Here is a 23212-nt window from a genome sequence, read left to right as displayed (position 1 = left end):
CGGGATAAGCAAGATGCGGTCCCGGACGCCGCGTGCCAGCCGCTTCCCCCCGGATAGCCGCCGCAATGGCTGCTGGCAGGCGCTATCTTACACGCAGGTAGCTTCATTTTCGTGTCAAGGCGGGCAGGGCCGGAGCGATTTTCCAAGGACATTTATAATGGACCGGATATGAAACCTCTGGCACCCGGCACCGTCATCTTCCACCGCCATCGCGGCTATGGCGTGATCGTGCTCGTCAACCTGATGACGGGCTGGATTTCTGCGCGCTTCGGCAGCGAGGTGCGCACCCTGGACCTGAACCTGTCGTCGGACGAAGTGCAGCATGCCGATGGCACGCCCATCCTGTTCCGTCGCACCCCGCCGGACCGCATGCCGCATGCGCGCCTGATGGCGATGGTGCGCGAGCTGCATCGCGCCGGTTACCAGCGGCTTTACCTCTATAGCTGGCCCAAGCCGTCCGGACTGCACTGGCGCTGGCATCTCTTCAGCGGCCCGCGCAACTGGATCGAGCGGCCCTGGCGCGAAGGCTGGTATGGCTCGGGGGCCGATTACAACTTCAATCCGGTGATGGGCTGGGGTGATGGGCCCTCCTCGTCCCCCGAGGAACTGGCGCGCCTGCTGGCCCAGTTCGACCCGCAAGGACTGGCCCAGGCGCTGGGCGAGGACGAGGCCCACGCCAGCTGGTTCGAACTGGTCTGCGCCACGCTCCTGCCGGATTACGCCTTCAGCCTCGGCTGGCACAGCAACGGCAGCATCCCGGAACACCTGCCGGTGATCCCGATCCGGCGCAATGTCCCCGAATACGCCGGTCCGCCACTACCCTGGCCGCCGGGTTGGCGGCACCTGTGGAAGCGCGCCGGGGCCATGCCCCAGCTGACCTATGACCCGCCGGTCAGAACCATTCACCGCATCACCCCAGAGCCTCAGGATTGAGCACGTTCTTCGGCGTCCCGGCGGCGTAGTCGACGATGTTCTGGAAGGCCGCGCGGAAGTAAAGTTCATAGCCGTCTTTTTCCACATAGCCCAGGTGCGGCGCGGCCACCACGTTGTCCATCTTCAGCAGCGGTGAATCCACCGGCAGCGGCTCGCGCTCGAAGACATCCAGCGCGGCCAGCCCGGGGCGGCCGGCTTGCAGGGCCGCTTCCAGCGCATCGGCCTCGACCAGTTCGGCACGGCTGGTGTTGACGAAGCAGGCGGTCGGCTTCATGCGGGCCAGGTCGCTGGCCTTGACGATGCCGCGTGTGGCGTCGTTCAAGCGCAGGTGCAGGCTCAGCACGTCTGCCTGGGCGAAGAAATCCTCCTTGCTGGCGGCGGCCTGCAGGCCATCCTTGATGGCTTGTTCGCGGCTGGCCTCGCGTCCCCACACCACTACCTGCATGCCGAAGGCGCGGCCGTAGCCGGCCACCAGCTTGCCGATCTTGCCGTAGCCCCAGATCCCCAGGGTGCGCCCCTTCAGGGCGGTGCCGATCAGGTTGTGATGCGGGGTGGGCGAGACCTGCTGCCAGGCGCCCGCGCGCAGGGCGCTGCAGTATTGCGGCACGCGGCGCATGGCGGCCATGATGAGGGCCCAGGTCAATTCGGCCGGTGCGGTGGGGTCGCCCACGCCTTCGACGATGGCGATGCCGCGCGCGGTGGCGGCGGCCACGTCCACATGGCCGCTGACCTTGCCGGTCTGGGAAATCAGTTTGAGCAGGGGGAGTTTTTCCAGCAGGGGCTGGGTGAGGGCGGTGCGTTCGCGGATGAGCACCACGGCGTCAAACGGTGCCAGCCGCGCGGCCAGCTGGCCGATGCCGCGCACGGTGTTGGTGAAGACCTTGACGTCGTGGCCGTCGAGCAGGCCGAAGCAGTCGAGGTGGCGCACGGCATCCTGGTAGTCGTCGAGGATGGCGATTTTCATGGGAAGTCTCCTGGCACTCTTGATGGGCGGTGTCCGGCCACCTGGGTGGCCGGCGTGGGCGTCCATCATAAAGCGATTGCCGGGATTCGGCACGGGCCGCGCTGCCGGGGCCGATTCCCCGCCATTCACCTGCTGATGTCGATGACCAGCTTGCCGCGCGCCTGCCCCTCGGCCACCAGGGCGTGGGCCTGGTTGACCTGCTCCAGGGTGAAGCGGCGTTCGTCCATCAGGATGCGCAATTTCCCGGCATCGGCCAGGCGCGCGGCTTCGCGCATGATCTGGCCATGGCGTGCGCGGTCTTCGCCGGTCAGCAGGGGCAGCAGGGTGAAGACGCCCGAATAGGTGGCGCCCCGGAAGGAGAGCGGCGCCAGCTTGTGCGCACCCCAGCCGAGGCAGCTGACGACGTGCCCGACATAGCGGCGGGCCGCGGCGAAGGAGGCGTCCAGGGTAGCGCCGCCGACGGTGTCATAGATGACGTCGAAGCCTTTGCCGTCGGTGTATTGCTGCACGTAGTCTTCCACCTGCTGGCTGCGGTAGTCGATGGCGGTGGCGCCCAGGCTCTCGATGAGGAACTTCTGGTCGGCGCTGCCGGTGGCGTAGACCTCGGCACCCAGTGCACGGGCGATCTGCACCGCGATGTGGCCGACCCCGCCGGCACCGCCATGCACCAGCACCTTCTGGCCGGGCTGCACGCGGGCGCGTTCGACCAGGCCTTCCCAGGCGGTGATGAAGACCAGCGGCAGGGCAGCGGCCTGGCGCATGTCCAGGCTGCGCGGCTTGTGGGCCAGCAGGTCGCCATCGACGGCGGCGAACTGGGCCAGCGAACCGGGCACGCCGCCGATGCCGCCGGTCATGCCATAGACCTCGTCACCGGCAACGAAACGGGTTTCGCCAGGCGCGACCGCCTCGACCACGCCGGCCAGGTCGATGCCGAGGATGGCCGGCAGGCGTGCCTGGGCGTGGGCAGCGTTGCCGGCCTGGATCTTGGCATCGAGCGGATTGACGCCGCTGGCGGCGATGCGCACCAGCACCTGGCCGGGGCGCAGCGTCGGTACCTCGATGGGGGCAATCGACAGCGGGGTGCCGAACTGGGTCAGCAGGGCGGCTTGCATGGGGGAAGGGGCGTTGGACATGATGACTCCTGATGATGGTCTGGGTGGTGAAAGCATCGCCTCACCGCAAGGCGGCAGGTCGATGCACGCAGTCTCCCGGTTTGCCTTGCGCCGAAAAAGCGGGCGGCGCCAAAGTCAGAATTGCGCATCGGCGAATAATCGGCAGGGCGCCATGGCCTAGAATCAGCGCACTGATAACGACAGCACAGGGAGAACACCATGGACCGACTGGACATGCTCAAGGTCTTTTGCACCGTGGTCGAGGCGGGGGCATTCAGCCGGGCGGCTGAAAAGCTTTCCATGTCCACCTCCTCGGTGACCAACCACGTCGCCGCACTGGAGGCGCATTTCAAGGTGCGCCTGCTCAATCGGACCACGCGCAGCATGTCGCTCACCGAAGAGGGGCGTCACTGCCATGAGCAGGCGCTGCGGCTGCTGGCCGACATGGGTGAGCTGGAGGCGGGTTTGCGGGCTTCCGATACGCGCCCGGCTGGCTTGCTGCGCGTCGACCTGCCCAGCGTCATCAGCCGGCGTTACGTGGCGCCGGCGCTGCCGCGCTTCCTGCGCCAGTATCCCGAACTGGAACTGCGCGTGACCGTCAGCGACCGCATGGTCGACATGGTGGAAGAGGGATTGGACGTGGTGGTGCGCATCGGCACCCTGGCCGACTCCGGCATGGTGGCGCGCAAGCTGGCCGGTACCCGCTACCTGTGCTGCGCGGCACCCTCCTACTTGCAGCAGCACGGCTGGCCGCAGACGCCCGAGGCGCTGGACCAGTTCGCCTGCCTGGGTTTCATGAACCCGCGCACGCGCATGGTCAAGCCCTGGCGTTTTGGCCGTGACGGCGTGGAAAGCTCGCATATTCCCAAGGGCCTGCTGGCCATGGATCACGTGGAATCCATGGTGGCTGCGGCGCAGGCCGGCGGCGGCATCATCCAGCAGATGTCGGTGACCCTCGATCCAGCCTTGCAGGAGGGCAGCCTGGTGCCGGTACTGCCGGAATGGCAGGTGCCCGGTCCGGACATCGTGGCGCTTTACCAGCCGACACGCCGGGAGACAGCCAAGGTGAAAGTTTTTGTCGCATTTCTGCAGGAGATATTCACAGTGTGAATGGCTTGTCGGCCGCAATGCCCCGCAAATCCAGTGTTTATGCGGTTTATCAAGGAATGGCTGTTATATCCCACGGTAATGAAAAAACAGATTTTTTTTGATTTGTAATTACCTACTACATAAGTCGGGTATTTTTCGCTACAAATTTGCGTAAATTCCGTTTTATCGGGGTACAATCGCTGCCACTTTCCTGCACTCTCGACTGTCGAAGAGTGAGCAAAACCCGCCGCCAGCAAGGAGGCGGGGTGGGTAGCCGGGCTCCTGGAGACGGCTGCCGCCGACAAGACCGCCGTACTGCTGACTGGCGTGTTCATTCCGCCGGATCCGTGCAACGACGATCCTGCCGTGCCAACCGAATTCATCAACTTGTGGCATTGGAGGTAGCATATGAACCAACCCCTCATGGCAGGCATTCCCGCAGTCAATGCGCCCGCCTACGTCAAACACCAGAAACTGATCAACTGGGTCGCCGAAATCGCTGCGCTGACCAAGCCGGCTCGCATTTACTGGTGCGATGGTTCGCAGGAGGAATACGATCGCCTGTGCGCTGAAATGGTTGCCGCCGGCACCATGAAGAAGCTCAACGAAGCCAAGCGTCCCAACAGCTACCTGGCCTGTTCCGATCCGTCGGACGTGGCGCGCGTGGAAGACCGCACCTTCATCTGCTCGCAGAACAAGGAAGACGCCGGCCCGACCAACAACTGGACCGATCCGGCCGAGATGCGCCAGACCCTGAACGGTCTCTTCGACGGTTGCATGGCCGGCCGCACCTTGTACGTGGTGCCGTTCTCGATGGGTCCGCTGGGTTCGCCCATCGCCCATATCGGCGTGGAGCTGTCCGACTCTCCCTATGTGGCCGTGAACATGCGCATCATGACCCGCATGGGCAAAGCCGTGTATGACGTGCTGGGCAGCGATGGCGAGTTCGTGCCTTGCGTGCACACCGTGGGCGCACCGCTGGCTGCTGGCCAGAAGGATGTGGCCTGGCCGTGCAATGCCACCAAATACATCGTCCACTATCCGGAAACCCGCGAGATCTGGTCCTACGGTTCGGGCTACGGCGGCAATGCGCTCTTGGGCAAGAAGTGCTTCGCCTTGCGCATCGCCTCCACCATGGGCCGCGCCCAGGGCTGGCTGGCCGAGCACATGCTGATCCTGGGTGTGGAATCCCCGGAAGGCAAGAAGCACTACGTGGCCGCCGCTTTCCCCTCGGCTTGCGGCAAGACCAACTTCGCCATGCTGATCCCGCCCAAGGCCTTCGGCGGCTGGAAGGTCACCACCATCGGTGACGACATCGCCTGGATCAAGCCGGGTGCCGATGGCCGCCTGTATGCCATCAACCCGGAAGCCGGCTATTTCGGCGTGGCCCCGGGCACCAACGAAAAGAGCAACTACAACTGCATGGCCTCGGTCTCGGCCAACACCATCTTCACCAACGTGGCGCTGACCGATGACGGCGACGTGTGGTGGGAAGGCATGACCAAGGAGGCCCCGGCGCACCTGATCGACTGGCAGGGCAAGGACTGGACCCCGGAAATCGGCAAGGAAACCGGCCGCAAGGCAGCGCATCCGAACGCCCGCTTCACCGTCGCAGCCACCCAGAACCCGGTGATCGATCCGGCCTGGGACGATCCGGCCGGCGTGCCGATCTCGGCCTTCATCTTCGGTGGCCGCCGTTCCACCACCGTGCCGCTGGTGACCGAAGCCCGCAACTGGGTCGAAGGCGTCTACATGGCCGCGACCATGGGTTCGGAAACCACCGCTGCGGCTGTCGGCCAGCAGGGCGTGGTGCGCCGCGATCCGTTCGCCATGCTGCCGTTTGCCGGCTACAACATGAGCGAATACTTCCAGCACTGGCTGGACATCGGCAAGAAGATCGCCGCCTCGCCTGCCGAGCTGCCCAAGATCTACTGCGTGAACTGGTTCCGTACCGATGCCGATGGCAAGTTCGTCTGGCCCGGTTTCGGCGACAACATGCGCGTGCTGAAGTGGATGCTGGACCGCATCGAGGATCCGCAGGGCGTCAAGACCGGCGGTGTCGAGCATCTGTTCGGCCTCACCCCGCGCTTCGATGACCTGCAATGGGAAGGCCTGGACTTCAGCGCCGAACAATTCGCCACCATCACCTCCATCGACAAGGCCGCCTGGGCCAAGGAACTGGAGCTGCATGCCGAACTGTTCGACAAGCTCAAGCACAAGCTGCCGGTCGAACTGCAGGGCGTGAAAGACAAGCTGGAGAAGAAGCTGGCAGCCTAAGCTGACCGGTTCGGAGAAGACAGGAAGCGCCTGCCGCAGTGATGCGGCGGGCGTTTTCTTTTTGCGTGGCGGATCTGGCGGACGGGTTTTTCAGCCAGGCATCAGCAAGGTCAGCGGCATCAGCGCCGCCCGCAATGCCTCCGGCAACGCCACCGGCCTGCGGCTGCCACGATCCACGTACACATGCACGAAATGGCCTTGCGCAGCGGCAGTCTCCTCCCCCGCCTTGAAGATGCCCAGCTCGTAACGCACGCTGCTGCGGCCCAGATGCGCCAGCCGAATGCCCACTTCGATCAAGTCCGGAAAGGCGACGGAAGCGAAATAGTTGCACTGCGTTTCAATGACCAGCCCGATCACTTCCCCTTGCTCGATATCCAGCACGCCCCGCTGCACCAGGTAATGGTTCACGGCGGTATCGAACCAGCTGTAGTAGATGACATTGTTGACGTGGCCATAGACGTCATTGTCCATCCAGCGTGTCGCAATGGCGTGAAAATGCTGGAAATCGGCGCGGCGGCCAGGTTGGGGACGGTGCTCGCTCATCGGTTCATCAGGGTCGGGATTGGTCAGCTTGTGCGCCTGCACAAGAACGGCGTGCTTGCAGTAACATTGCTCCCACTTCCGCTCGCACCTGCTCATGGCGCGGCCGGGAGTGTTCCATCTTAAGCGATCACGGCCAGAGATTGGCCAGTGCCGTGCTTGCATCTGCGCAGGCCGACGCCATGTATTTTCGGTGATCGCCCTCGTTTTGCGCTCGCCGGCACTGCCGATAGCCAGATCCTCAAGACTGATAGTTAAATCCAATCAAAAGTATTGATTAAATAAAATTGATCTATTTTGTTTGGCGTTCTACTATTCAACCCATCGCTTCACTCAACCCCCTTTAAAAGGAAATCGACAATGTCCCTGATCAACACCACTATCAAGCCGTTCAAGGCAACCGCTTACCACGATGGCAAGTTCGTCGACATCACCGAAGCCACCCTGAAGGGCAAGTGGTCCGTGTTCGTGTTCTACCCGGCCGACTTCACTTTCGTGTGCCCGACCGAGCTGGAAGATCTGGCCGACAACTACGCTGAATTCAAGAAGCTGGGCGTTGAAATCTACGGCGTGTCCACCGACACCCACTTCGCTCACAAGGCATGGCACGACACCTCGGAAGCCATCAAGAAGGTCCAGTACCCGCTGGTGGGCGACCCGACCGCGACCCTGGCACGCAACTTCGAAGTGCTGATCGAAGAAGAAGGCCTGGCACTGCGCGGCACCTTCGTGATCAATCCGGAAGGCGAAATCAAGGTCATGGAAGTGCATGACAACGGCATCGGCCGTGACGCTTCGGAACTGCTGCGCAAGGTCAAGGCCGCCCAGTACGTGGCATCGCACCCGGGTGAAGTCTGCCCCGCCAAGTGGGAAGAAGGCGCTGCCACCCTGAAGCCTTCGCTGGACCTGGTCGGCAAGATCTAAGCAACATCCCGCCGTATCGCGCCAGCCAAGCGCTGTTCTCCGGCTGGCGCCGCACTGAATATCCCGCAGTATCCGTCCTGACCCGCTCCCCCGGGCAAGCGGCCGACCCCCACAAGGGCGAGGCCGTGGTCAGGGCGACCCTAGAATCTCTCAACGAGGAAGTGATCATCATGCTTGATGCCAATCTCAAGACCCAATTGAAGGCCTATCTGGAAAAGGTCAGCCACCCGATCGAGATCGTCGCGTCGCTCGATGATGGCGCCAAGTCCCGTGAGATGCAGGAACTCCTGCAAGACATCGTGCTGCTTTCGGACCGCATCAAGCTGGTCGAGCAACGCGGTGCCGATGCCCAGGGACGTACCCCGTCCTTCAAACTGAACCGCCCCGGGACCGATATCAGCGTCGAATTCGCCGCGATCCCCATGGGCCACGAATTTACCTCCCTGGTGCTGGCGCTGCTGCAAGTCGGCGGGCACCCGGTCAAGCTCGACGACAAGGTCATCGAGCAGATCAAGAACCTGGACGGCGACTATCGCTTCGAGACCTACGTCTCGCTGACCTGCCAGAACTGCCCGGAAGTCGTGCAGGCGCTCAACGTGATGTCCATCATCAATCCGCGCATCCAGTCGGTGACCATTGACGGCGCGCTGTTCCAGGGTGAAGTCGAGCAACGCCAGATCATGGCCGTGCCGACCGTCTACATGAACGGTGAAGTCTTCGGTCAGGGCCGTACCGGCGTGGAAGAGATCCTCGCCAAGCTCGACACCGGTGCCGCTGCCCGCAAGGGTGAAGAACTGAGCGCCAAGGAGCCGTATGACGTGCTCATCGTCGGCGGTGGCCCCGCCGGTGCAGCCGCTGCCATCTATGCAGCGCGCAAGGGCATCCGTACCGGCGTGGTGGCCGAGCGTTTCGGCGGCCAGGTGCTCGATACGCTGGCCATCGAAAACTTCATCTCGGTGCAGGAAACCGAAGGCCCGCAATTCGCCATCGCGCTGGAACAGCACGTGAAGGCCTATGACGTCGACATCATGAACGTACAGCGTGCCGAAGCCCTGGTGCCGGGCGACAAGCTGATCGAAGTGAAGCTGGCCAATGGCGGCGTACTGAAGGGCAAGACCGTGATCCTGTCCACCGGTGCCCGCTGGCGCAACGTCAACGTGCCGGGCGAGCAGGAATACAAGAACAAGGGCGTGGCCTATTGCCCGCACTGCGATGGTCCGCTGTTCAAGGGCAAGCGCGTGTCGGTGATCGGTGGCGGCAACTCGGGCGTGGAAGCGGCCATCGACCTGGCCGGTATCGTCGCCCATGTGACCCTGATCGAGTTCGCAGCCGAACTGAAGGCTGATGCGGTGCTGGTGCGCAAGCTCAAGAGCCTGCCCAACGTGACCATCGTAACCTCGGCGCAGACTACCGAGATCACCGGCGACGGCCAGCGCGTCAACGGCATCAGCTACAAGGAACGCGAGACCGGTGAGGTCAAGCACGTGGCGCTGGAAGGCGTGTTCGTCCAGATCGGCCTGGTGCCCAATACCGAATGGCTCAAGGGAACCCTGGCCTTGTCCAAGCATGGCGAGATCGAGATCGACGCCAAGGGCCAGACCTCGATTCCTGGCGTCTTCGCGGCCGGCGACGTGACCACGGTGCCGTACAAGCAGATCGTCATCGCCGTGGGCGCAGGGGCTACCGCTGCTCTGTCGGCTTTCGATCACCTCATCCGTTCGTCGGCGGATGATGTGGCACCGGCTGTGGCCAAGGAAGCGGTTGCGGCCTGATTGATTCCGGCCAGCCAGTAACGCAGTAAAAGAAACGCCACCGGTTCGCCGGTGGCGTTTTTGTTTCTGGCCTGGGGTATGTGATCCGATGCATCCAAGGGTTTGCGGATACGTATCGGCATGCAATGCGTGGTCTTGGCAGCGCAGATGAAAAAACGCCATCGGCTGACCGATGGCGTTTTCTTGACTTGCTCATCTGCCGCCGTGGCGGCGGAACTGCCTGATGATTACTTGAACATCAAACGCAGCGAGTCCCAGGCACGGCCGATGAAGCCTGCCGGGCCCACCGATTCCAGTGCGATCACCGGCAGTTCGGCCACGGTCTTGTCATCGATGGTCACCTTCAGGGTACCGACCTTGGCGTTTTCCGAGATCGGGGCGATCAGCGGATCATTGCGTTCCAGCTTGGTCTTGACCTTGTCAGCGCTGCCCTTGGGGATGGTGATGTAGACATCGTTCTTGAAGCCGACCTTGATCTTGCCCTGCGAACCCTTCCACACGTCAGGCGTATCCACGGCCTGGCCCTTGGCGTACAGCTTCACGGCGTCGAAGTTCTGGAAGCCCCAGTTCAGCAGCTTCTGGCTTTCCTGGGTGCGGACCTGGTCGGACACGGTACCGATCACCACCGAGATCAGGCGACGCTCGCCGTTGGGCACCGGGCGATGGGCCGAGGTGATCAGCGAATAGCCGGCGCTGGAGGTGTGGCCGGTCTTCATGCCGTCGACCGTCGGATCCAGCCACAGCAGGCGGTTGCGGTTGGGTTGGGTGATGTTGTTGTAGGTGAACTTCTTGACCGAGTAATAGCGCTTGTAATAGTCGGGGAAGTCGTTGATCAGGTTGCGGCACAGGATCGACAGGTCGCGCGCGGTCGTGTAGGTGTCGGCGCTGGGCAGTCCGTGCGGATTGCTGAAGTGGGTGTTGGTCAGCCCCTGGCGCTGCGCTTCGCGGTTCATCAGCTGCACGAAGGCATCTTCGGTGCCGGAGACCGCTTCGGCCACGGCCACGGCGGCATCATTGCCGGACACCGAGATCAGGCCGTACAACAGGTTGTCGATCGAGACCGGCTTGTTGGGCTCGATGAACATCTTGGAGCTGCTCGGATCGACCTTCCAGGCGTTGACCGAAACGCTGACTTCCTGCTCCAGGCTCAGGCGCTTGTCGCGCAGGGCGGCGAAGGCCAGGTAGGCGGTCATCAGCTTGGTCAGGGAGGCCGGCTCCACGCGGGTATCGGGGTCGGCTGAGGCGATGACCTGGTTGGCCGAGGCATCGAGCAGCAGCCAGCTCTTGGCCGCCACGGTCGGCGGCGGCAGGCTTTGGGCGGAGGCGGTCAGGGCAGAAAGGGAAAGGACGGTTGCGGCGAATGCCGCGAGAAGCTTTTTCATCGGTGCCTAAGAAAAATTGCCAGCACGGGGGAACATCGTAGCTGTTGGTTTGAAAAGAGGGTGAGGCAGGACGGATCAGTCTGGTCAATCGATGCGAACAACCGCAATGGCGCGCTGCGCCGGTCTGGCTGGCCGCACTGAATTATAAAACGTCATGTGGCATCGTTCCCAATTGAATGGATCTTCATCCCCGAAAATCCCCTCACGATACCGGCATGCACCCTGGTCCTGGCCTCGTACAGCGCCGCCATGCTTCCGGATGAACACCGGTCGTGCCGGAAATCCTCAGGCCTGAAGCTGCGCCGGGCGGCGATGCCAGCTTTCGACCACGACGTTCTTGATATGTTGCAGCTTGCGGTGAAAAAAGTGATCCGAGCCCGGAATCACCACCACCGGCAGCTCCTGCGGGCGGGCCCAGTCCAGTACGGCGGACAGGGGAATGGTCTCGTCCTGCTCGCCGTGGATCAGGATGGTATTGGCCGGGGCTGGCGGCATGGGCCACTTGCCGGCGGCCGTGCCGACCAGCACCAGGCGCTCGGCAGCCGAGGCGGCGTCCTGTTGCAGCAGGCGCTGCTGCAATTGCGCCTGCACGAAGGTGCCGAAGGAGAATCCGCCCAAGGCCAGCGGCAGCTCCGGATACTGCGCGCGCATGTGCTGCAGCAGCAGGGCCATGTCGTCAGTCTCGCCGGCGCCGTGGTCGTGCACGCCTTCGGACTTGCCCACGCCGCGGAAATTCATGCGCACTGCCACGTAGCCCAGCGCCAGGAAGGTGCGGGCCAGGGTTTGTGCGACCTTGTTGTCCATCGTGCCGCCATACAGCGGATGCGGATGGGCCACCAGGGCCAGGCCCACGGGAGCGGCAAACTGCTCGGGATCGGGCAGGTCCAGCGCGCATTCGAGCTGGCCGACGGCGCCGGCGATCTGGAAGTGTTGGGTATGTACGTTCATGGCTTGCGGGGAAACGGATGAGGGGAGGCTTGCTGCGCCCGGCATTGCGGGCGGCAGCTTGATCAAACTTTCATATCGTCAGATTTTCAGGCGATCCACGACCTTGCCGCCGACGATGTGGCTGTCGATGATCTCGTCGATGTCTTCATTGTCGACGTAGGTGTACCAGGTGCCTTGCGGGTAGATCACCACCACCGGGCCTTCTTCGCAGCGCTCCAGGCAGCCGGCCTTGTTGATGCGGACCTTGCCGGGCGCGGACAGGCCCAGTTGCTTGATGCGCTTCTTGGCGTGCTCCTGCGCGGCCTGCGCGCCCTTGTCGGCACAGCAGGTACGTTCGCCCGGCTTGCGCTGGTTCAGGCAGAAGAAGACGTGATGTTCGTAATAGGGTTGTTCTTGCGCTTGCTCTTGATCGCTCATGGAAGGCCCTGTGGAGAGTGACGGCAGTGCCGGCGCAGGCCGGCAAAGCGTCAATGATACACCTCGCTCAGCCCGGCCTGCGGTGCACCGGGTGCAACAGGAACCAGATCGCCAGGAAGGGCCACAGTACCGACAGGAACTGCGCGGCACCGTCGAAGTTGAGGAATTTGCCCTGTACCCAGGTTTCCAGGGTGGAGAGATAGTAGGGGTTGGCCGGCACCGCATTGGTCACCACCAGGCTCAGGATCAAGGCCAGTGCCGCCACCCGCCGCTGCGCCGTGGGCGGGGCCCAGGCCAGGCCGACGATCATCAGGGTGCCCAGCATGATACCGCCCACCGCACTGGGCGAGATCCAGACGAAGGCATTCTGGGGCGCAAAGAACAGTGCGCAGGCCAGCGACTTGGCCGCAATGCAGGCCAGGAGGTAGAGCGTCACCAGGCGCCGGCGTGGGGCCTGGCGACGCATCAGCAGCAGCACCAGCAGAGCCGCGCCGGTCAGGCCGCAGGCGGTGACGATGACGTCGGCCAGCCAGTATTGTTCGGCGCTCGGTTGCGCGCTGTTGAGCCAGGTGGTGGCCAGGTCGATGGGGGTATCGAACAGGTCGGAAAAGAACGCCGACAGCGGTGGTACCAGATGTCCCAGGCCGAACAGGTGATTCTGGGGATAAATCAGTGCCAGCGGCCACAGCCACGCCACCACCAGCCCGCGGCCGGCCGCGCCTGAGAACCAACGCCGGCGCAGCATCAGGAGGCGGCTATCCTGCAGGAAGGTACGGCTGCAGGCCGCACCCAGCAAGGCTCCCAGGGCCACGCCCAGCGAATTGGTCAGCAGGTCGAGATTGGAGGGCACGCGCGTGGGCAGGTAGGTCTGCACCGCCTCCATGCAGGCCGACAGCAGCACACCGGCCAGCGTGGCCGGCCATACTGCCCACCAGGGACGCAGGCGCGGATGCAGGGCCAGCACCAGCAGCAGGCCCAGCGGCACGTAGCCGGCGACGTTGGTCCAGACGTCGAACACGGTCCAGTAGTAAGGCAGGCGCGCGCCCAGGTAATCGAAGGGCTTGAGCCCCATGTCGCGCCAGCCGGAGAAGGGATACCAGCTGGCGTAGACGATCAGCAGCGTATAGACCAGCAGGCTCACGCGCGCGAACGACGAGGCTGCCGGCGCGCTGGCCGGGGTAGCGGGAGGCTCGGAGCGGGAATCGGGTGGCACGGGCATGGGCCAGAGGGTAACCGATTTCGGGCCAGGCGGCGCCGGCTGGCTGCCGTCTTTACCATTGCAGCGTGCCAGGCACCCCGCGCAGGCGCGCTCTGCCGTTACAATGCGCGCATGACACTGACCTTTCCCATGCCTGCCGAGCCTGAATCGGCGCCGCTGGTGCGTCCCGAGCGCATCGGCATGCTCCTGGCCGGATCCGATCCCACTGGCCAGCAACGCATCGATGTCGAAGCCGTGGCCGAGACCGGTTCCACCAATGTCGACCTGATGCAGCGCCTGTCGTCCCTGCAGCGCCCGTTGCTGCTGGTGGCTGACCGCCAGACCGCCGGCCGTGGCCGCGCCGGCCGTCCCTGGCGCGCCGCCCCGGAAGATTCCCTGACCTTTTCGCTGGCCTGGCGCCTGCAGCGTCCCATGCATGCGCTGCTGGGCTTGCCGCTGGCCGTGGGCGTGGCGCTGGCCGAGGCGCTGGAAGTGTTCGGCATCCGGCCGCAACTGAAGTGGCCCAATGACGTCTTGCGCGAGGGCGCCAAGCTGGCCGGTATCCTGATCGAGACCGCTGCCGATGGCCGCCAGGGCGATGGCACCTGGGCCGTGATCGGCATCGGACTGAACCTGGCGGTCCCGCCGGGGCTGGAAGATGAACTGCAGCGCGCCGTCGGTGCCGCGCCAGAATTGCAGAAGGCGCCGCGCGAAACCGTGCTGGCCATCATCGCCAGCGCGCTGGCAGGGGTATTGGAAGAGTTCGAGGCGCGCGGGTTCGGGGCCTTCGTCAAGCGCTGGGAAGCCTTCCACGCCTATGCGGGGCAGGCCGTCAAGATCGTCGAGAATGGCCGCGTGCTGCAGGAAGGCACCGCGGTGGGCGTGGACATGATGGGCCGATTCCTGATGGACACCGAGGGCGGACAGGTCGAAATCCTGGCCGGGGATGTCTCCTTGCGCTTGCAAGACGCATGAGGCTCCTGGTCGACGCCGGCAATACCCGCATCAAGTGGGCGGTCGTGGCCGATGCGGATCGGAGTACGCTGCCGCGCTGGCAGCAGCAAGGCGCAGTGGAACGTGCCCAGGTGGAGGCGCTGGCCCAGGACTGGACCGGACTGGCCAGCCAGGCTGCTGCTGATGAAGCGCTGCAGGTTTGCGTCTCCAACGTCGCCGGCCCGGCCCTGCGCGAGAGCCTGCAGGCCCTCTTCCACGATGTCTTCGGGCCGCGCGTGATCGTCGAATGGTTCGCTTCCACTGCCGAGCGGGCCGGCGTGCGCAATGGCTATCGCCATCCCGGCCAGCTGGGCTGCGACCGCTTTGCTGCGGCCATCGGTGCGCGGGCGCTGTTTCCGGATCAGGAACTGCTGGTGGCCACCTGCGGCACGGCCACCACCATCGATGTGGTCAGCGCCGACGGCTGCTTCGAGGGCGGCATGATCCTGCCGGGCTTCGGCACCATGGCCACTTCGCTGGCCTTGAATACGGCCCAGTTGCCCCGCATCGATGGCGCTGCGCCGCCCGAACGGATGTTTGCGGACAATACCGTCGATGCCATCGTCGCCGGCTGCATCGCGGCCCAGGTCGGCGCCATCGAGCATGCGCTGGCCGAACGGCGGCGCCTGCGTCCGCACGCTCAACTGCGCTGCCTGCTGGCCGGAGGTGCCGGGTTGCTGCTGGCGCCCTACCTCGCAGCGGGCGAGACGCCGCTGGAAAAAGTGGATAATCTGGTGCTCATAGGCCTTCATATGGCCACCATGCGGGTATGAACCATGGACGCTGAGCGCTTGTCCATGCAGACAAGCAAATCAATCAGGGCAAGGAAGACTGGGCGCGGATGAAGCTGAAACTGCTTTTTTGGCTGTTGCTGGTAGGTAACGTGGTCCTGTTCGGGATGTCGCGCGGCTATTTCGGTGCCAACGCCTCCGAACGGCGCGAGCCGCAGCGCCTGGCTGAGCAATTGCGCCCGGAACTGCTGAGCGTGCTGCCGGCCAACAGCGAGAAACTGGCGTCGCAACTGCGCGCGCAGCCGGCGACGACGCAGGCGTCCGCTGCCGACCCTGCGACGGCGGCCGCAGCGCCTGCCGCTGCCGCCCCGGCGGCAACCCCCGCCACGGCGTCCCCGGCCCAGCCTGCGGCTGCGCAGGTCGCCACGGTCACCCCTTCCTGTACTGAGGTCGGCAACTTCACTGCCGCCGATGCGCGCCGCTTTTCGGACCAGCTGGCCGGCCTCAAGCTGGGTGACAAGGTGGTCCAGAAGCTGACCCAGGACGTGACCAGCCACATGGTCTACATCCCGCCCCAGGATGGCCGCGAGGGCGCCGAGCGCCGCGTTGCCGAGCTGCGCCGGCTGGGCATCGGCGATTTCTATGTCATTCCTGACAGTTTCCCCAATCCGGCGCTGCGTTCGGGTGTCTCGCTGGGCATTTTCCGCACCGAGGAGGCGGCCAAGGCCTATGTGGGCCAGCTGATCTCGCGCGGGGTGCGCAGCGCCCGCATCATTGCGCGCCGCTCGGGGGCCGGCAAGCAGGTGTTCCAGCTGCGCGATCTGAGCCCGGAAGCCCGCACCGCGCTGGAGAACATCAAGAGCGCCTTCCCGGATCAGGAAATCCGCGCCTGCAGCGCCTGAGCGCGGCGGCGTTGTCTGGATAGGACACGCCGCATGTTGCAGTGCGAAGGCAAGCGGCTTTCCATGTAAAATCGCGTCCCTAACCGCATCACCCCATCACTTTTTCCTCATCGCATCGACAGGACATTGCCATGACCACCGACCTCACCAACGTAGCTCCCCAGATCAAAGCCGAAATCCTGGCCGAGGCGCTGCCGTATATCCGCAAATTCCACGGCAAGACCATCGTGGTCAAGTACGGCGGCAATGCGATGACCGAAGAAAGCCTCAAGCACGGCTTCGCCCGCGACGTGATCCTGTTGAAGCTGGTCGGCATGAACCCGGTGGTGGTCCACGGCGGCGGCCCGCAGATCGATGCGGCGCTCAAGAAGATCGGCAAGCAGGGGACCTTCGTGCAGGGCATGCGCATTACCGATGAAGAAACCATGGAAGTGGTGGAATGGGTGCTGGGCGGTGAAGTGCAGCAGGACATCGTGATGCTGATCAATCACTACGGCGGCCAGGCGGTGGGCCTGACCGGCAAGGACGGCGGCCTGATCCGCGCGCGCAAGATGCAGATGCCGGACAAGGAGCATCCCGGTCAATTCCTCGACATCGGTTACGTCGGCGAGATCGACGCCATCAACCCGGCTGTGGTCAAGGCGCTGCAGGACGATGCCTTCATCCCCATCATCTCGCCGATCGGTTTCGGTGACGATGGCCAGGCCTACAACATCAATGCCGACGTGGTGGCCGGCAAGATCGCCGAGATCCTGCACGCCGAAAAGCTGATCATGATGACCAACATCGCCGGTGTCCAGGACAAGGCCGGCAACCTGCTGACCGACCTGTCGGCGCGCGAGATCGATGAGATGTTCGCCGACGGCACCATCTCCGGCGGCATGCTGCCCAAGATCTCCTCGGCCCTGGATGCGGCCAAGTCGGGCGTGAACACGGTCCACATCATCGACGGCCGCATCGAGCATTCGCTGCTGCTGGAAGTGCTGACCGAGCAGGCCTTCGGGACCATGATCCGTTCGCACTGATCGCTGCAGGGCTCCGGTCATGCAAAAAGGGATGAGCGTGCTCATCCCTTTTTTTGTGCACAGCGCATTGCCGCGCCTTTGATGCGTCGCGGCCGGACGGATTCAGTAAAGTTGCCGCACCTGCAAGCCCTGCTTTTCCAGCAGGACCGGCACGCTGCCCGGCCCGACCAGATGCAGGATGCCGATGGCCGCCACGGCCTTGTCCTGCTGGCGCAGCAGTCCTGCAATGCCCGCCGCCAGGCCGGGGTTGCGCTCGCGCAGCAGGGTTTGCACTGCAAAGCGGCTGGCGAAACTGTCATCCTGCTGCATCTCCTGCAAGGCGGCAGCGAAGTCGGCGCTGTCGGCGCGGCGCCAGGCGGCGACCAGGCGGTCCAGCTTGCGGGTGAGGTCGGCATCGTCCAGCTCCTGCAGGGTATCGGAGAGGAATTGCGCCTGCTGTGCCGGCGTGAGCTTGCTGAACAGGCCCATCTGGCGGTCGGCGCTTTCCAGTTCAATCACCTTGCCGCCATGTGCACGGACGGTTGCCGCCAGATGGCTGTCCACGGCCAGGTCGGTGCGATAGCCGTGACGTACGTATTCCTGCACGGTCAGGGCCATGGCCAGCATCCAGGGGCGCAGTTGCTGCACGTTGTGCGGCGTCATGCCGAAACGCTGCAGCGTGGTCCGGGTCCGTTCGCGCAGTGCCGGGTCGAGTTGGTCCAGCAACTGTTGTCCGGCAGGATAGACCGCGTAGCGCTGTACGGCGCTCTGCATGGCGGCGCTGTTCTGCGGGTCCAGTTCCAGCGCCAGTGCGGGCGCCACGGCCAGGGCTTGTTGCAGCTTCGGTTCCAGCGGATAGAAGTCGGGAGCGCCGACGTGGATCGTGCCAAACAGCAGCAAGGTATGGCGGCCGTCGGAGACCTGGTAAAGGGCGCCGCGCGGTGGCGCCGGCGGGGCCGCATCGGTTGGCGTGGCAGCGCGGGCGGGGGAGAGCAAGTTCAGGCAGGACAGCCAGGTCAAACTCACTATAATCAAGCGTTGCATCAATCCGGTCACTGCTGGCCTTTCTTTCCTAGCTTGCTGAAGGTGCGCCCCGGTGACGGCGGCGCGCCGGTCTTTTTATGGCGTCCAATACTACACCGCTCTGGCTGTTCGATCTCGACAATACCCTGCACAACGCCTCGCACGCGATCTTCCCGGCCATCAACACCAACATGAACCGCATCATCAAGCGCGTGCTGGACAACGATGGCCAGCCCAGCGACGAAGCAGCGGTCAATTACCTGCGGCGGCACTACTGGAAGCTCTACGGCGCCACCCTGCTGGGGCTGGTGCGCCACCACGGGCTGGGGGTGGATGAATTCCTGCATGAAGCGCATCTGTTCGATGATCTGCCGGGCATGGTGCGTGCAGAGCGCGGCATCGGGCGCTGGCTGTCGCAGTTGCCGGGGCAGAAGATCCTGCTCACCAACGCACCGCGCCGTTATTCCCGTGAGCTGGTGCGGCACCTGGGGCTGCACCGGCATTTCTCGCATCACATCTCCATCGAGTCCATGCACGTGCATCGCCAGCTGCGTCCCAAGCCTTCGCGCATCATGCTGCGCAAGCTGCTGGCGCGCCACAAGGTGGCGCCGCGCCGCTGCATCCTGGTCGAGGATACGGTCGATAACCTCAAGAGCGCGCGGGAGCTGGGCGTGCGCACGGCCTGGGTCACGCAGTATCTGCGCGGTAGCCAGGCGCTGCTCGGGCACATGGGCGGCCAACGCGCATTGAGTCGCTTGCCGGGTTTTGTCGATGTGAAGGTTCGTTCAGTGCGGCAGTTGCCACGACGGCTTGCGGCGCTGGGGGCCGCGCGCTGAGCTGAAGGGATCTGCCCAAAGTCAGTCGGCGCAGTCGGCGCACCAACCCTTGATGGTCAGTTCCACTTCGTGGCTCTGGAAGCCTTTGCCCAGGGTCTTGCGCAAGGCCGATTGCAACTGCGCGGCGGTGGAGCGGTGACGGTCGGCGTCGGGCAGGACGGTCGCCAGGAAGTCGGTGCCATCGCTGGCATCCAGGCAGAACACGCGGTTGCAGCGGGTGCACTTGAAGTGGCCGTGCTGGTGCTGCTTGCCTTGGGCATGGTCGTGCAGGCCATGTTCGGCGTGATCGGCACCGGCGCTGTAGCGGAAGATGCGGTCGTCGCTGGAGATCTTGTGCGCCAGGCCGGCTTCGGTCAGGCAATCCAGGGCACGGTAGAGCGTGACCCGGTCCATGTCGGCAAAGCGATCCTGGATATCCTGGTGGGATGCCGCGCTGCGGGTTTCCAGCAGGGCACCCAGGACATTGACGCGGGCCTGCGTCACGCGTACGCCGGCCTCGCGCAGTTGTGCCTCGGCCAGCGCGGTCACCGTCGCAGCCTGGGCGGCAGTGCTGGCGGGAGAGGATTCGGCGGCTTTGGCTTTCATGGTCGGCATGGGCGAGTGTGCTGGGCCAGCGGGACTGGCCAACGGTTCGGTAGCACGTGGCGTGCGGAAGCCTCCATTTTATCCGATCACGGCCCGGCGCTCGCGAAGGCGCGGCCGCCAGCCGGCCGGCAGTTACTTGCCGCCGCCCTTGCGGGCCCGTGGATGGGCCTGGTCATAGACCTGGGCCAAGCGCTGGAAGTCCAGCGCGGTGTAGACCTGGGTAGCGGTGATGGAGGCGTGGCCCAGCATTTCCTGCACCGCCCGCAGGTCGCCGGAACTTTGCAGCACGTGAGATGCGAACGAATGGCGCAGCATGTGGGGATGCACGTCAGCAGGCATCTCTACCCCCTTGCCATGGGCCTTGAGCCGCAGCTGCGTCACCCGGGGCGACATGCGCGCGCCGCGTTCATTGAGAAACAGCGCGTGACCATCGGTCCCACGGTCGGCCTTGACCAGTCCGGCGCGCAAGGGCAGCCAGTCGCGGGTAGCCTGCAAGGCTGCCTGGCCCACCGGGACCTTGCGCTTCTTGCCACCCTTGCCGGTGACGGTGACTTCGGCCTCGTCCAGGTCGATCCAGCCGGCTGATTCGTAGGGGCCTTCGCGTACATCCGTGACATCAATGCCCACCAGTTCCGAGACCCGCAACCCACTCGAATACAGCAGCTCGAACATGGCCCGGTTGCAGGCCGCCAAGGTTGAGTCTGGATCGCGCGCCGGATCGGCCTGGGAGACCAGGCGGATGGCCTCATCGGCCGGCAAGGCCTTGGGCAGGGGTTTGCTTTTCTTGGGTGGTTTGACGCCATCGACCGGATTGGCCGGCATCGCCTGTTCCAGCGCGAGCCAGGCGAACAGGCCGCGCCAGGCCGACAGCTTGCGCGAGATGGAACGCGCATTGAGGCCGCGGGCATGCAGGCGGGCAGCGCATTTGCGGATCTGGGCCTGGGTGACGTGCTGCAGGGCAGGTTCACCGGCGTCCTGCTCCGAGTCGTTGGGCGCCAGCAGGGCGCGCAGCTCTTGCAGGTCGCGCGCATAGCCGTCCAGCGTATGCGGCGATAGCTTGCGCTGGCTGCGCAGGAAGGAAAGATACTGTCCGATCAGGGACGCAGCCGGCACCGTTGTGTCATCCATGCGGTGACTCCTCGGCGCTGGCCGCCGCGCTCAGCGCAGCAGGCAGGCCAGGGCGGCGCTGCCGGTTTCGCCGATGCGGGTCAGGAAATCGGTGCCCATGTCGGCGGTGAAGCGGCTGGGATCGGGCGAGCCCAGGACCAGCAGGCCGAAGGCTTCGGGCGCTGCGCCCACGCGCAGCGGCAGCATGGCGACCGATTTTACGGAGGCGGCGTCCTCCAGCCAGCCGGCCGCTTCGAAATCCTTGTTGGGGCCGCAGAAGGGCGCCGACAAGCCATTGGCGAAGATGCGTGCATCATCCGAGACTTCCTGCGTGGCCCAATGGCTGGCGTGCGCGGGGCCCAGGTTCCACAGGCGGACCGTCACTTGCGGGACGTGGAAGATTTCCTGCAGCCGGTCTACCAGCACGCGCGGCAGGTCCGCGGCATCGCGGGTCAGGAGCAGGGCGCGGCTCCATGCCTGGAACTTGCTGGTGATCTCGTCGTTTTCCTGGGCGATGCGCATGAGGTCGGCCATGCGCAGTTCCTGCACGCGGATCTTCTCGCGCAGGATTTCCATCTGGCGTTCCTGCAGCGACACGGCGCGGCCCATCACGGGGCTGGTCAGCTTGACCGTCGAAAGCAGTTCGGCATGCTCCTCGAAGAAATGAGGGTGGTCGAGCAGGTAGTCGGCAATCAGGCTGGAATCCAGTTCGGTGGTCATCGTCGCGGGGTCTGTGTTGGAGTGCCGGTGGCGCGCGGGGAGGAGCGCACCGGAAGTATCGCGAGATTATCCTCGCTATCGGACACACTGACAATCATCGGCACTGGCGGGAGGGGCTTGCCCGGGCTGACAAGGTGGGCGAAGGCAAAAAAGAAAGAGGCCTGCATGATTGCTCATGCAGGCCTCTTTCGGTACGGCTCAGGTTCAACTCAGGTTGAAACCGATGTATTCACACCGGCTTCAGGTCCATGAATTAGAACTTGTGACGAACGCCAACGGTGACAGCGGTTTGGCTGGCATCGTTGCCGGTGGTTTCGCTGTTGAACACGCCGGGGTTCTTCATGTCCTTGGCACGCAGGTTCGACACGAAGGCGTACAGGTCGGTACGCTTGGACAGCCAGTAGTCAGCACCCAGGTTGTATTGGGTCAGCTTGCCCTTGCCGCTCAGACCGTCGAAGTCAGCGCGGGTGTATTCAACAGCAGCCAGCAGCTTCAGGGACGGGGACAGGGAGTAGGCGGTACCGATTTCGTACATGTCAGCCTTCTTCGCCAGACCCAGGGTAGCAGCGGTCACGCGGGTCACGCCGGTAGCGGTCAGGCCGGTGTTGGCAGCGGTGTTCAGGTCTTGCTTGACGCGCGAGTAGTTACCGTACACGCGGGCCGGGCCGAACTGGTAGGAAGCCACAACGTTCAGGGACTTCAGTGCGCTTTGACCTGCGTTGGCAGCGCCAGCGGCGGTGCTCAGAGCAGCAGCCGAGGAGATCAGCGAAGTGTCAGCAGGAGTCGGGCCTTGCTTGGACTGGTAGTAGTTGATACCCAGACCCAGAGGACCGTTGTCGTACTTGCCGCCGATGCCGAAGGCTTGACCAGCGGAGGTCTTGCCAGCGGTTTCGCCGAAGCCGTACATCAGGTTACCAGTGAAGCCGCTCAGGCTGTTGGTGGTGTAGCTGATCGAGTTGTTGGTACGAACACCTTGCAGGCGGTTCAGGCCCGAACCCGAGGCGGAGACCACGCCACCGAAGTCGTTGACGGCGGTGTAAGCGGAGATGGTGTCAGCGAAGTCGGTTTGACGACCGACCAGCACGGTGCCGAAGCCACCAGCCAGACCAACGACCGACTTGCGGCGGAACAGGTTGGTGGTACCAGCGGTGCCATCTTGACCGTTCAGAGCGCCGTTGTCGTTGTTGAAGCCGGTTTCCAGTTGGAACACAGCCGACAGGCCGCCGCCCAGATCTTCAACGCCCTTGAAGCCGATACGCGAACCTTGGATCACGCCCGAGTTCACAGCGAACTTGCTGCCGGTGTTGATGCCGGTTTGGCCGGGAACGTTGGTGGTCTGTGCCTTGGAGGTGTAGGTGATGCCGGTATCAACGATACCGTAGATAGTAACGGAGCTTTGTGCTTGAGCAGCACCTGCGAACGCGCCGAGGACGGCCAGTGCCAGCAGAGATTTTTTCATTTGACATCCTTCTATAAAAATAGTCTTGAGGATCCGTACTTCTGGTCGGATGGTGAGACATTAAGGGTTCTCATTTGGCGTGGCCGCAGATTGGTCACGTGGAAGGCGGAATTTTGGTTGAAAGCGTCAAACCGCTGGCGTAGTGTTGTTTTTTTCAAACGCTTTCCTGCCCGTTAATGCCTGACAGGCAAATTTTGGCTTGCAGCTTGTCACTCATTAACGGCATTGCACCCCAAAACTTGATCCGTCCCGTCTCGCCAGCCACCTTGTTGTTAAAAAGATGCGTTTCGATTGTT

General features: G+C 64.0%; 22 protein-coding genes. 10 read left to right on the top strand and 12 right to left on the bottom strand.

What is annotated here, in order from left to right; translation table 11 throughout:
* The first annotated feature begins 168 nt into the window (after positions 1–168).
* Positions 169–933 (top strand): L-asparaginase, encoded by a 765-nt coding sequence (locus FYB76_RS23245; protein WP_154135208.1) that lies wholly within the window; start codon positions 169–171, stop codon positions 931–933.
* Here FYB76_RS23245 and FYB76_RS23240 read toward each other — a convergent pair.
* Both FYB76_RS23240 and FYB76_RS23235 read right to left on the bottom strand, forming a co-directional pair.
* Complete coding sequence (locus FYB76_RS23240) at positions 911–1897, bottom strand: D-2-hydroxyacid dehydrogenase family protein (protein WP_154135207.1); 987 nt, start codon at positions 1895–1897, stop codon at positions 911–913. The two genes, FYB76_RS23245 and FYB76_RS23240, sit on opposite strands and share 23 nt — an antisense overlap.
* Before the next feature lie 125 nt (positions 1898–2022).
* The gene (locus tag FYB76_RS23235) at positions 2023–3030 is read right to left on the bottom strand and encodes a zinc-dependent alcohol dehydrogenase family protein (protein WP_154135206.1); all 1008 of its coding nucleotides are present in this window, start codon (positions 3028–3030) and stop codon (positions 2023–2025) included.
* A gap of 198 nt (positions 3031–3228) precedes the next feature.
* Between FYB76_RS23235 and FYB76_RS23230 the strand changes: the two genes are divergently transcribed.
* Together FYB76_RS23230 and FYB76_RS23225 are read left to right on the top strand one after the other, a co-directional pair.
* A complete protein-coding gene (locus tag FYB76_RS23230; RefSeq protein ID WP_154135205.1) occupies positions 3229–4119 on the top strand; it encodes a LysR family transcriptional regulator in 891 nt (296 codons plus the stop codon).
* Between the two features lie 387 nt (positions 4120–4506).
* Positions 4507–6375 (top strand): phosphoenolpyruvate carboxykinase (GTP), encoded by a 1869-nt coding sequence (locus FYB76_RS23225; protein WP_088755089.1) that lies wholly within the window; start codon positions 4507–4509, stop codon positions 6373–6375.
* A gap of 90 nt (positions 6376–6465) precedes the next feature.
* Here the strand turns inward: FYB76_RS23225 and FYB76_RS23220 are convergent, their stop codons facing one another.
* Positions 6466–6918 (bottom strand): thioesterase family protein, encoded by a 453-nt coding sequence (locus FYB76_RS23220; RefSeq protein ID WP_154135204.1) that lies wholly within the window; start codon positions 6916–6918, stop codon positions 6466–6468.
* A 357-nt stretch (positions 6919–7275) separates the two neighbouring features.
* Here FYB76_RS23220 and ahpC point away from each other — a divergent pair, with 357 nt between their 5' ends.
* Positions 7276–7839, top strand: coding sequence for an alkyl hydroperoxide reductase subunit C (ahpC, locus tag FYB76_RS23215; protein WP_008332872.1), 564 nt, complete (start codon positions 7276–7278; stop codon positions 7837–7839).
* A 170-nt stretch (positions 7840–8009) separates the two neighbouring features.
* Positions 8010–9611: an alkyl hydroperoxide reductase subunit F gene (gene ahpF, locus FYB76_RS23210; RefSeq protein ID WP_154135203.1), complete on the top strand. Its 1602-nt coding sequence runs from the start codon at positions 8010–8012 to the stop codon at positions 9609–9611.
* Between the two features lie 227 nt (positions 9612–9838).
* Here the strand turns inward: ahpF and FYB76_RS23205 are convergent, their stop codons facing one another.
* The 4 genes from FYB76_RS23205 to FYB76_RS23190 all read right to left on the bottom strand — a co-directional run bounded on the left by FYB76_RS23205 (position 9839) and on the right by FYB76_RS23190 (position 13577).
* Entirely contained in the window at positions 9839–10993 is a 1155-nt protein-coding gene (locus tag FYB76_RS23205; protein WP_154135202.1) for a D-alanyl-D-alanine carboxypeptidase family protein, read from the bottom strand.
* 285 nt (positions 10994–11278) lie between these two features.
* A complete protein-coding gene (locus FYB76_RS23200) occupies positions 11279–11941 on the bottom strand; it encodes an alpha/beta hydrolase (protein WP_088755086.1) in 663 nt (220 codons plus the stop codon).
* A 78-nt stretch (positions 11942–12019) separates the two neighbouring features.
* Positions 12020–12358, bottom strand: coding sequence for a ferredoxin (locus tag FYB76_RS23195; protein ID WP_088755085.1), 339 nt, complete (start codon positions 12356–12358; stop codon positions 12020–12022).
* Between the two features lie 67 nt (positions 12359–12425).
* Positions 12426–13577: a VanZ family protein gene (locus tag FYB76_RS23190; protein WP_154135201.1), complete on the bottom strand. Its 1152-nt coding sequence runs from the start codon at positions 13575–13577 to the stop codon at positions 12426–12428.
* Positions 13578–13688: 111 nt separating this feature from the next.
* Between FYB76_RS23190 and FYB76_RS23185 the strand changes: the two genes are divergently transcribed.
* The 4 genes from FYB76_RS23185 to argB all read left to right on the top strand — a co-directional run bounded on the left by FYB76_RS23185 (position 13689) and on the right by argB (position 17207).
* The gene (locus FYB76_RS23185; protein ID WP_154135200.1) at positions 13689–14531 is read left to right on the top strand and encodes a biotin--[acetyl-CoA-carboxylase] ligase; all 843 of its coding nucleotides are present in this window, start codon (positions 13689–13691) and stop codon (positions 14529–14531) included.
* Entirely contained in the window at positions 14528–15322 is a 795-nt protein-coding gene (locus FYB76_RS23180) for a type III pantothenate kinase (protein ID WP_154135199.1), read from the top strand. Before FYB76_RS23185 ends, FYB76_RS23180 begins: the two co-directional genes overlap by 4 nt.
* 68 nt (positions 15323–15390) lie before the next feature.
* The gene (locus FYB76_RS23175; RefSeq protein ID WP_088755081.1) at positions 15391–16182 is read left to right on the top strand and encodes a hypothetical protein; all 792 of its coding nucleotides are present in this window, start codon (positions 15391–15393) and stop codon (positions 16180–16182) included.
* Between the two features lie 131 nt (positions 16183–16313).
* Complete coding sequence (gene argB / locus FYB76_RS23170) at positions 16314–17207, top strand: acetylglutamate kinase (protein WP_088755080.1); 894 nt, start codon at positions 16314–16316, stop codon at positions 17205–17207.
* Between the two features lie 102 nt (positions 17208–17309).
* Here the strand turns inward: argB and FYB76_RS23165 are convergent, their stop codons facing one another.
* Positions 17310–18212 (bottom strand): TraB/GumN family protein, encoded by a 903-nt coding sequence (locus FYB76_RS23165; RefSeq protein WP_370516400.1) that lies wholly within the window; start codon positions 18210–18212, stop codon positions 17310–17312.
* Between the two features lie 95 nt (positions 18213–18307).
* Here FYB76_RS23165 and FYB76_RS23160 point away from each other — a divergent pair, with 95 nt between their 5' ends.
* Complete coding sequence (locus tag FYB76_RS23160) at positions 18308–19045, top strand: HAD-IA family hydrolase (protein ID WP_034331773.1); 738 nt, start codon at positions 18308–18310, stop codon at positions 19043–19045.
* Positions 19046–19066: 21 nt separating this feature from the next.
* Here the strand turns inward: FYB76_RS23160 and FYB76_RS23155 are convergent, their stop codons facing one another.
* From FYB76_RS23155 to FYB76_RS23140, 4 genes are all read right to left on the bottom strand, one after another.
* The gene (locus FYB76_RS23155; RefSeq protein ID WP_088755078.1) at positions 19067–19639 is read right to left on the bottom strand and encodes a Fur family transcriptional regulator; all 573 of its coding nucleotides are present in this window, start codon (positions 19637–19639) and stop codon (positions 19067–19069) included.
* 123 nt (positions 19640–19762) lie between these two features.
* Entirely contained in the window at positions 19763–20758 is a 996-nt protein-coding gene (locus tag FYB76_RS23150) for a tyrosine-type recombinase/integrase (protein WP_154135197.1), read from the bottom strand.
* Between the two features lie 30 nt (positions 20759–20788).
* The gene (locus tag FYB76_RS23145; protein WP_154135196.1) at positions 20789–21457 is read right to left on the bottom strand and encodes a DUF484 family protein; all 669 of its coding nucleotides are present in this window, start codon (positions 21455–21457) and stop codon (positions 20789–20791) included.
* 253 nt (positions 21458–21710) lie between these two features.
* Positions 21711–22916: a porin gene (locus tag FYB76_RS23140; protein ID WP_154135195.1), complete on the bottom strand. Its 1206-nt coding sequence runs from the start codon at positions 22914–22916 to the stop codon at positions 21711–21713.
* Positions 22917–23212 lie beyond the last annotated feature (296 nt).

The sequence above is a fragment of the Herbaspirillum sp. CAH-3 genome, from assembly GCF_009668275.1.
Taxonomy (GTDB): domain Bacteria; phylum Pseudomonadota; class Gammaproteobacteria; order Burkholderiales; family Burkholderiaceae_D; genus Herbaspirillum; species Herbaspirillum aquaticum.
This window is presented reverse-complemented; position numbering and strand designations above follow the sequence as displayed.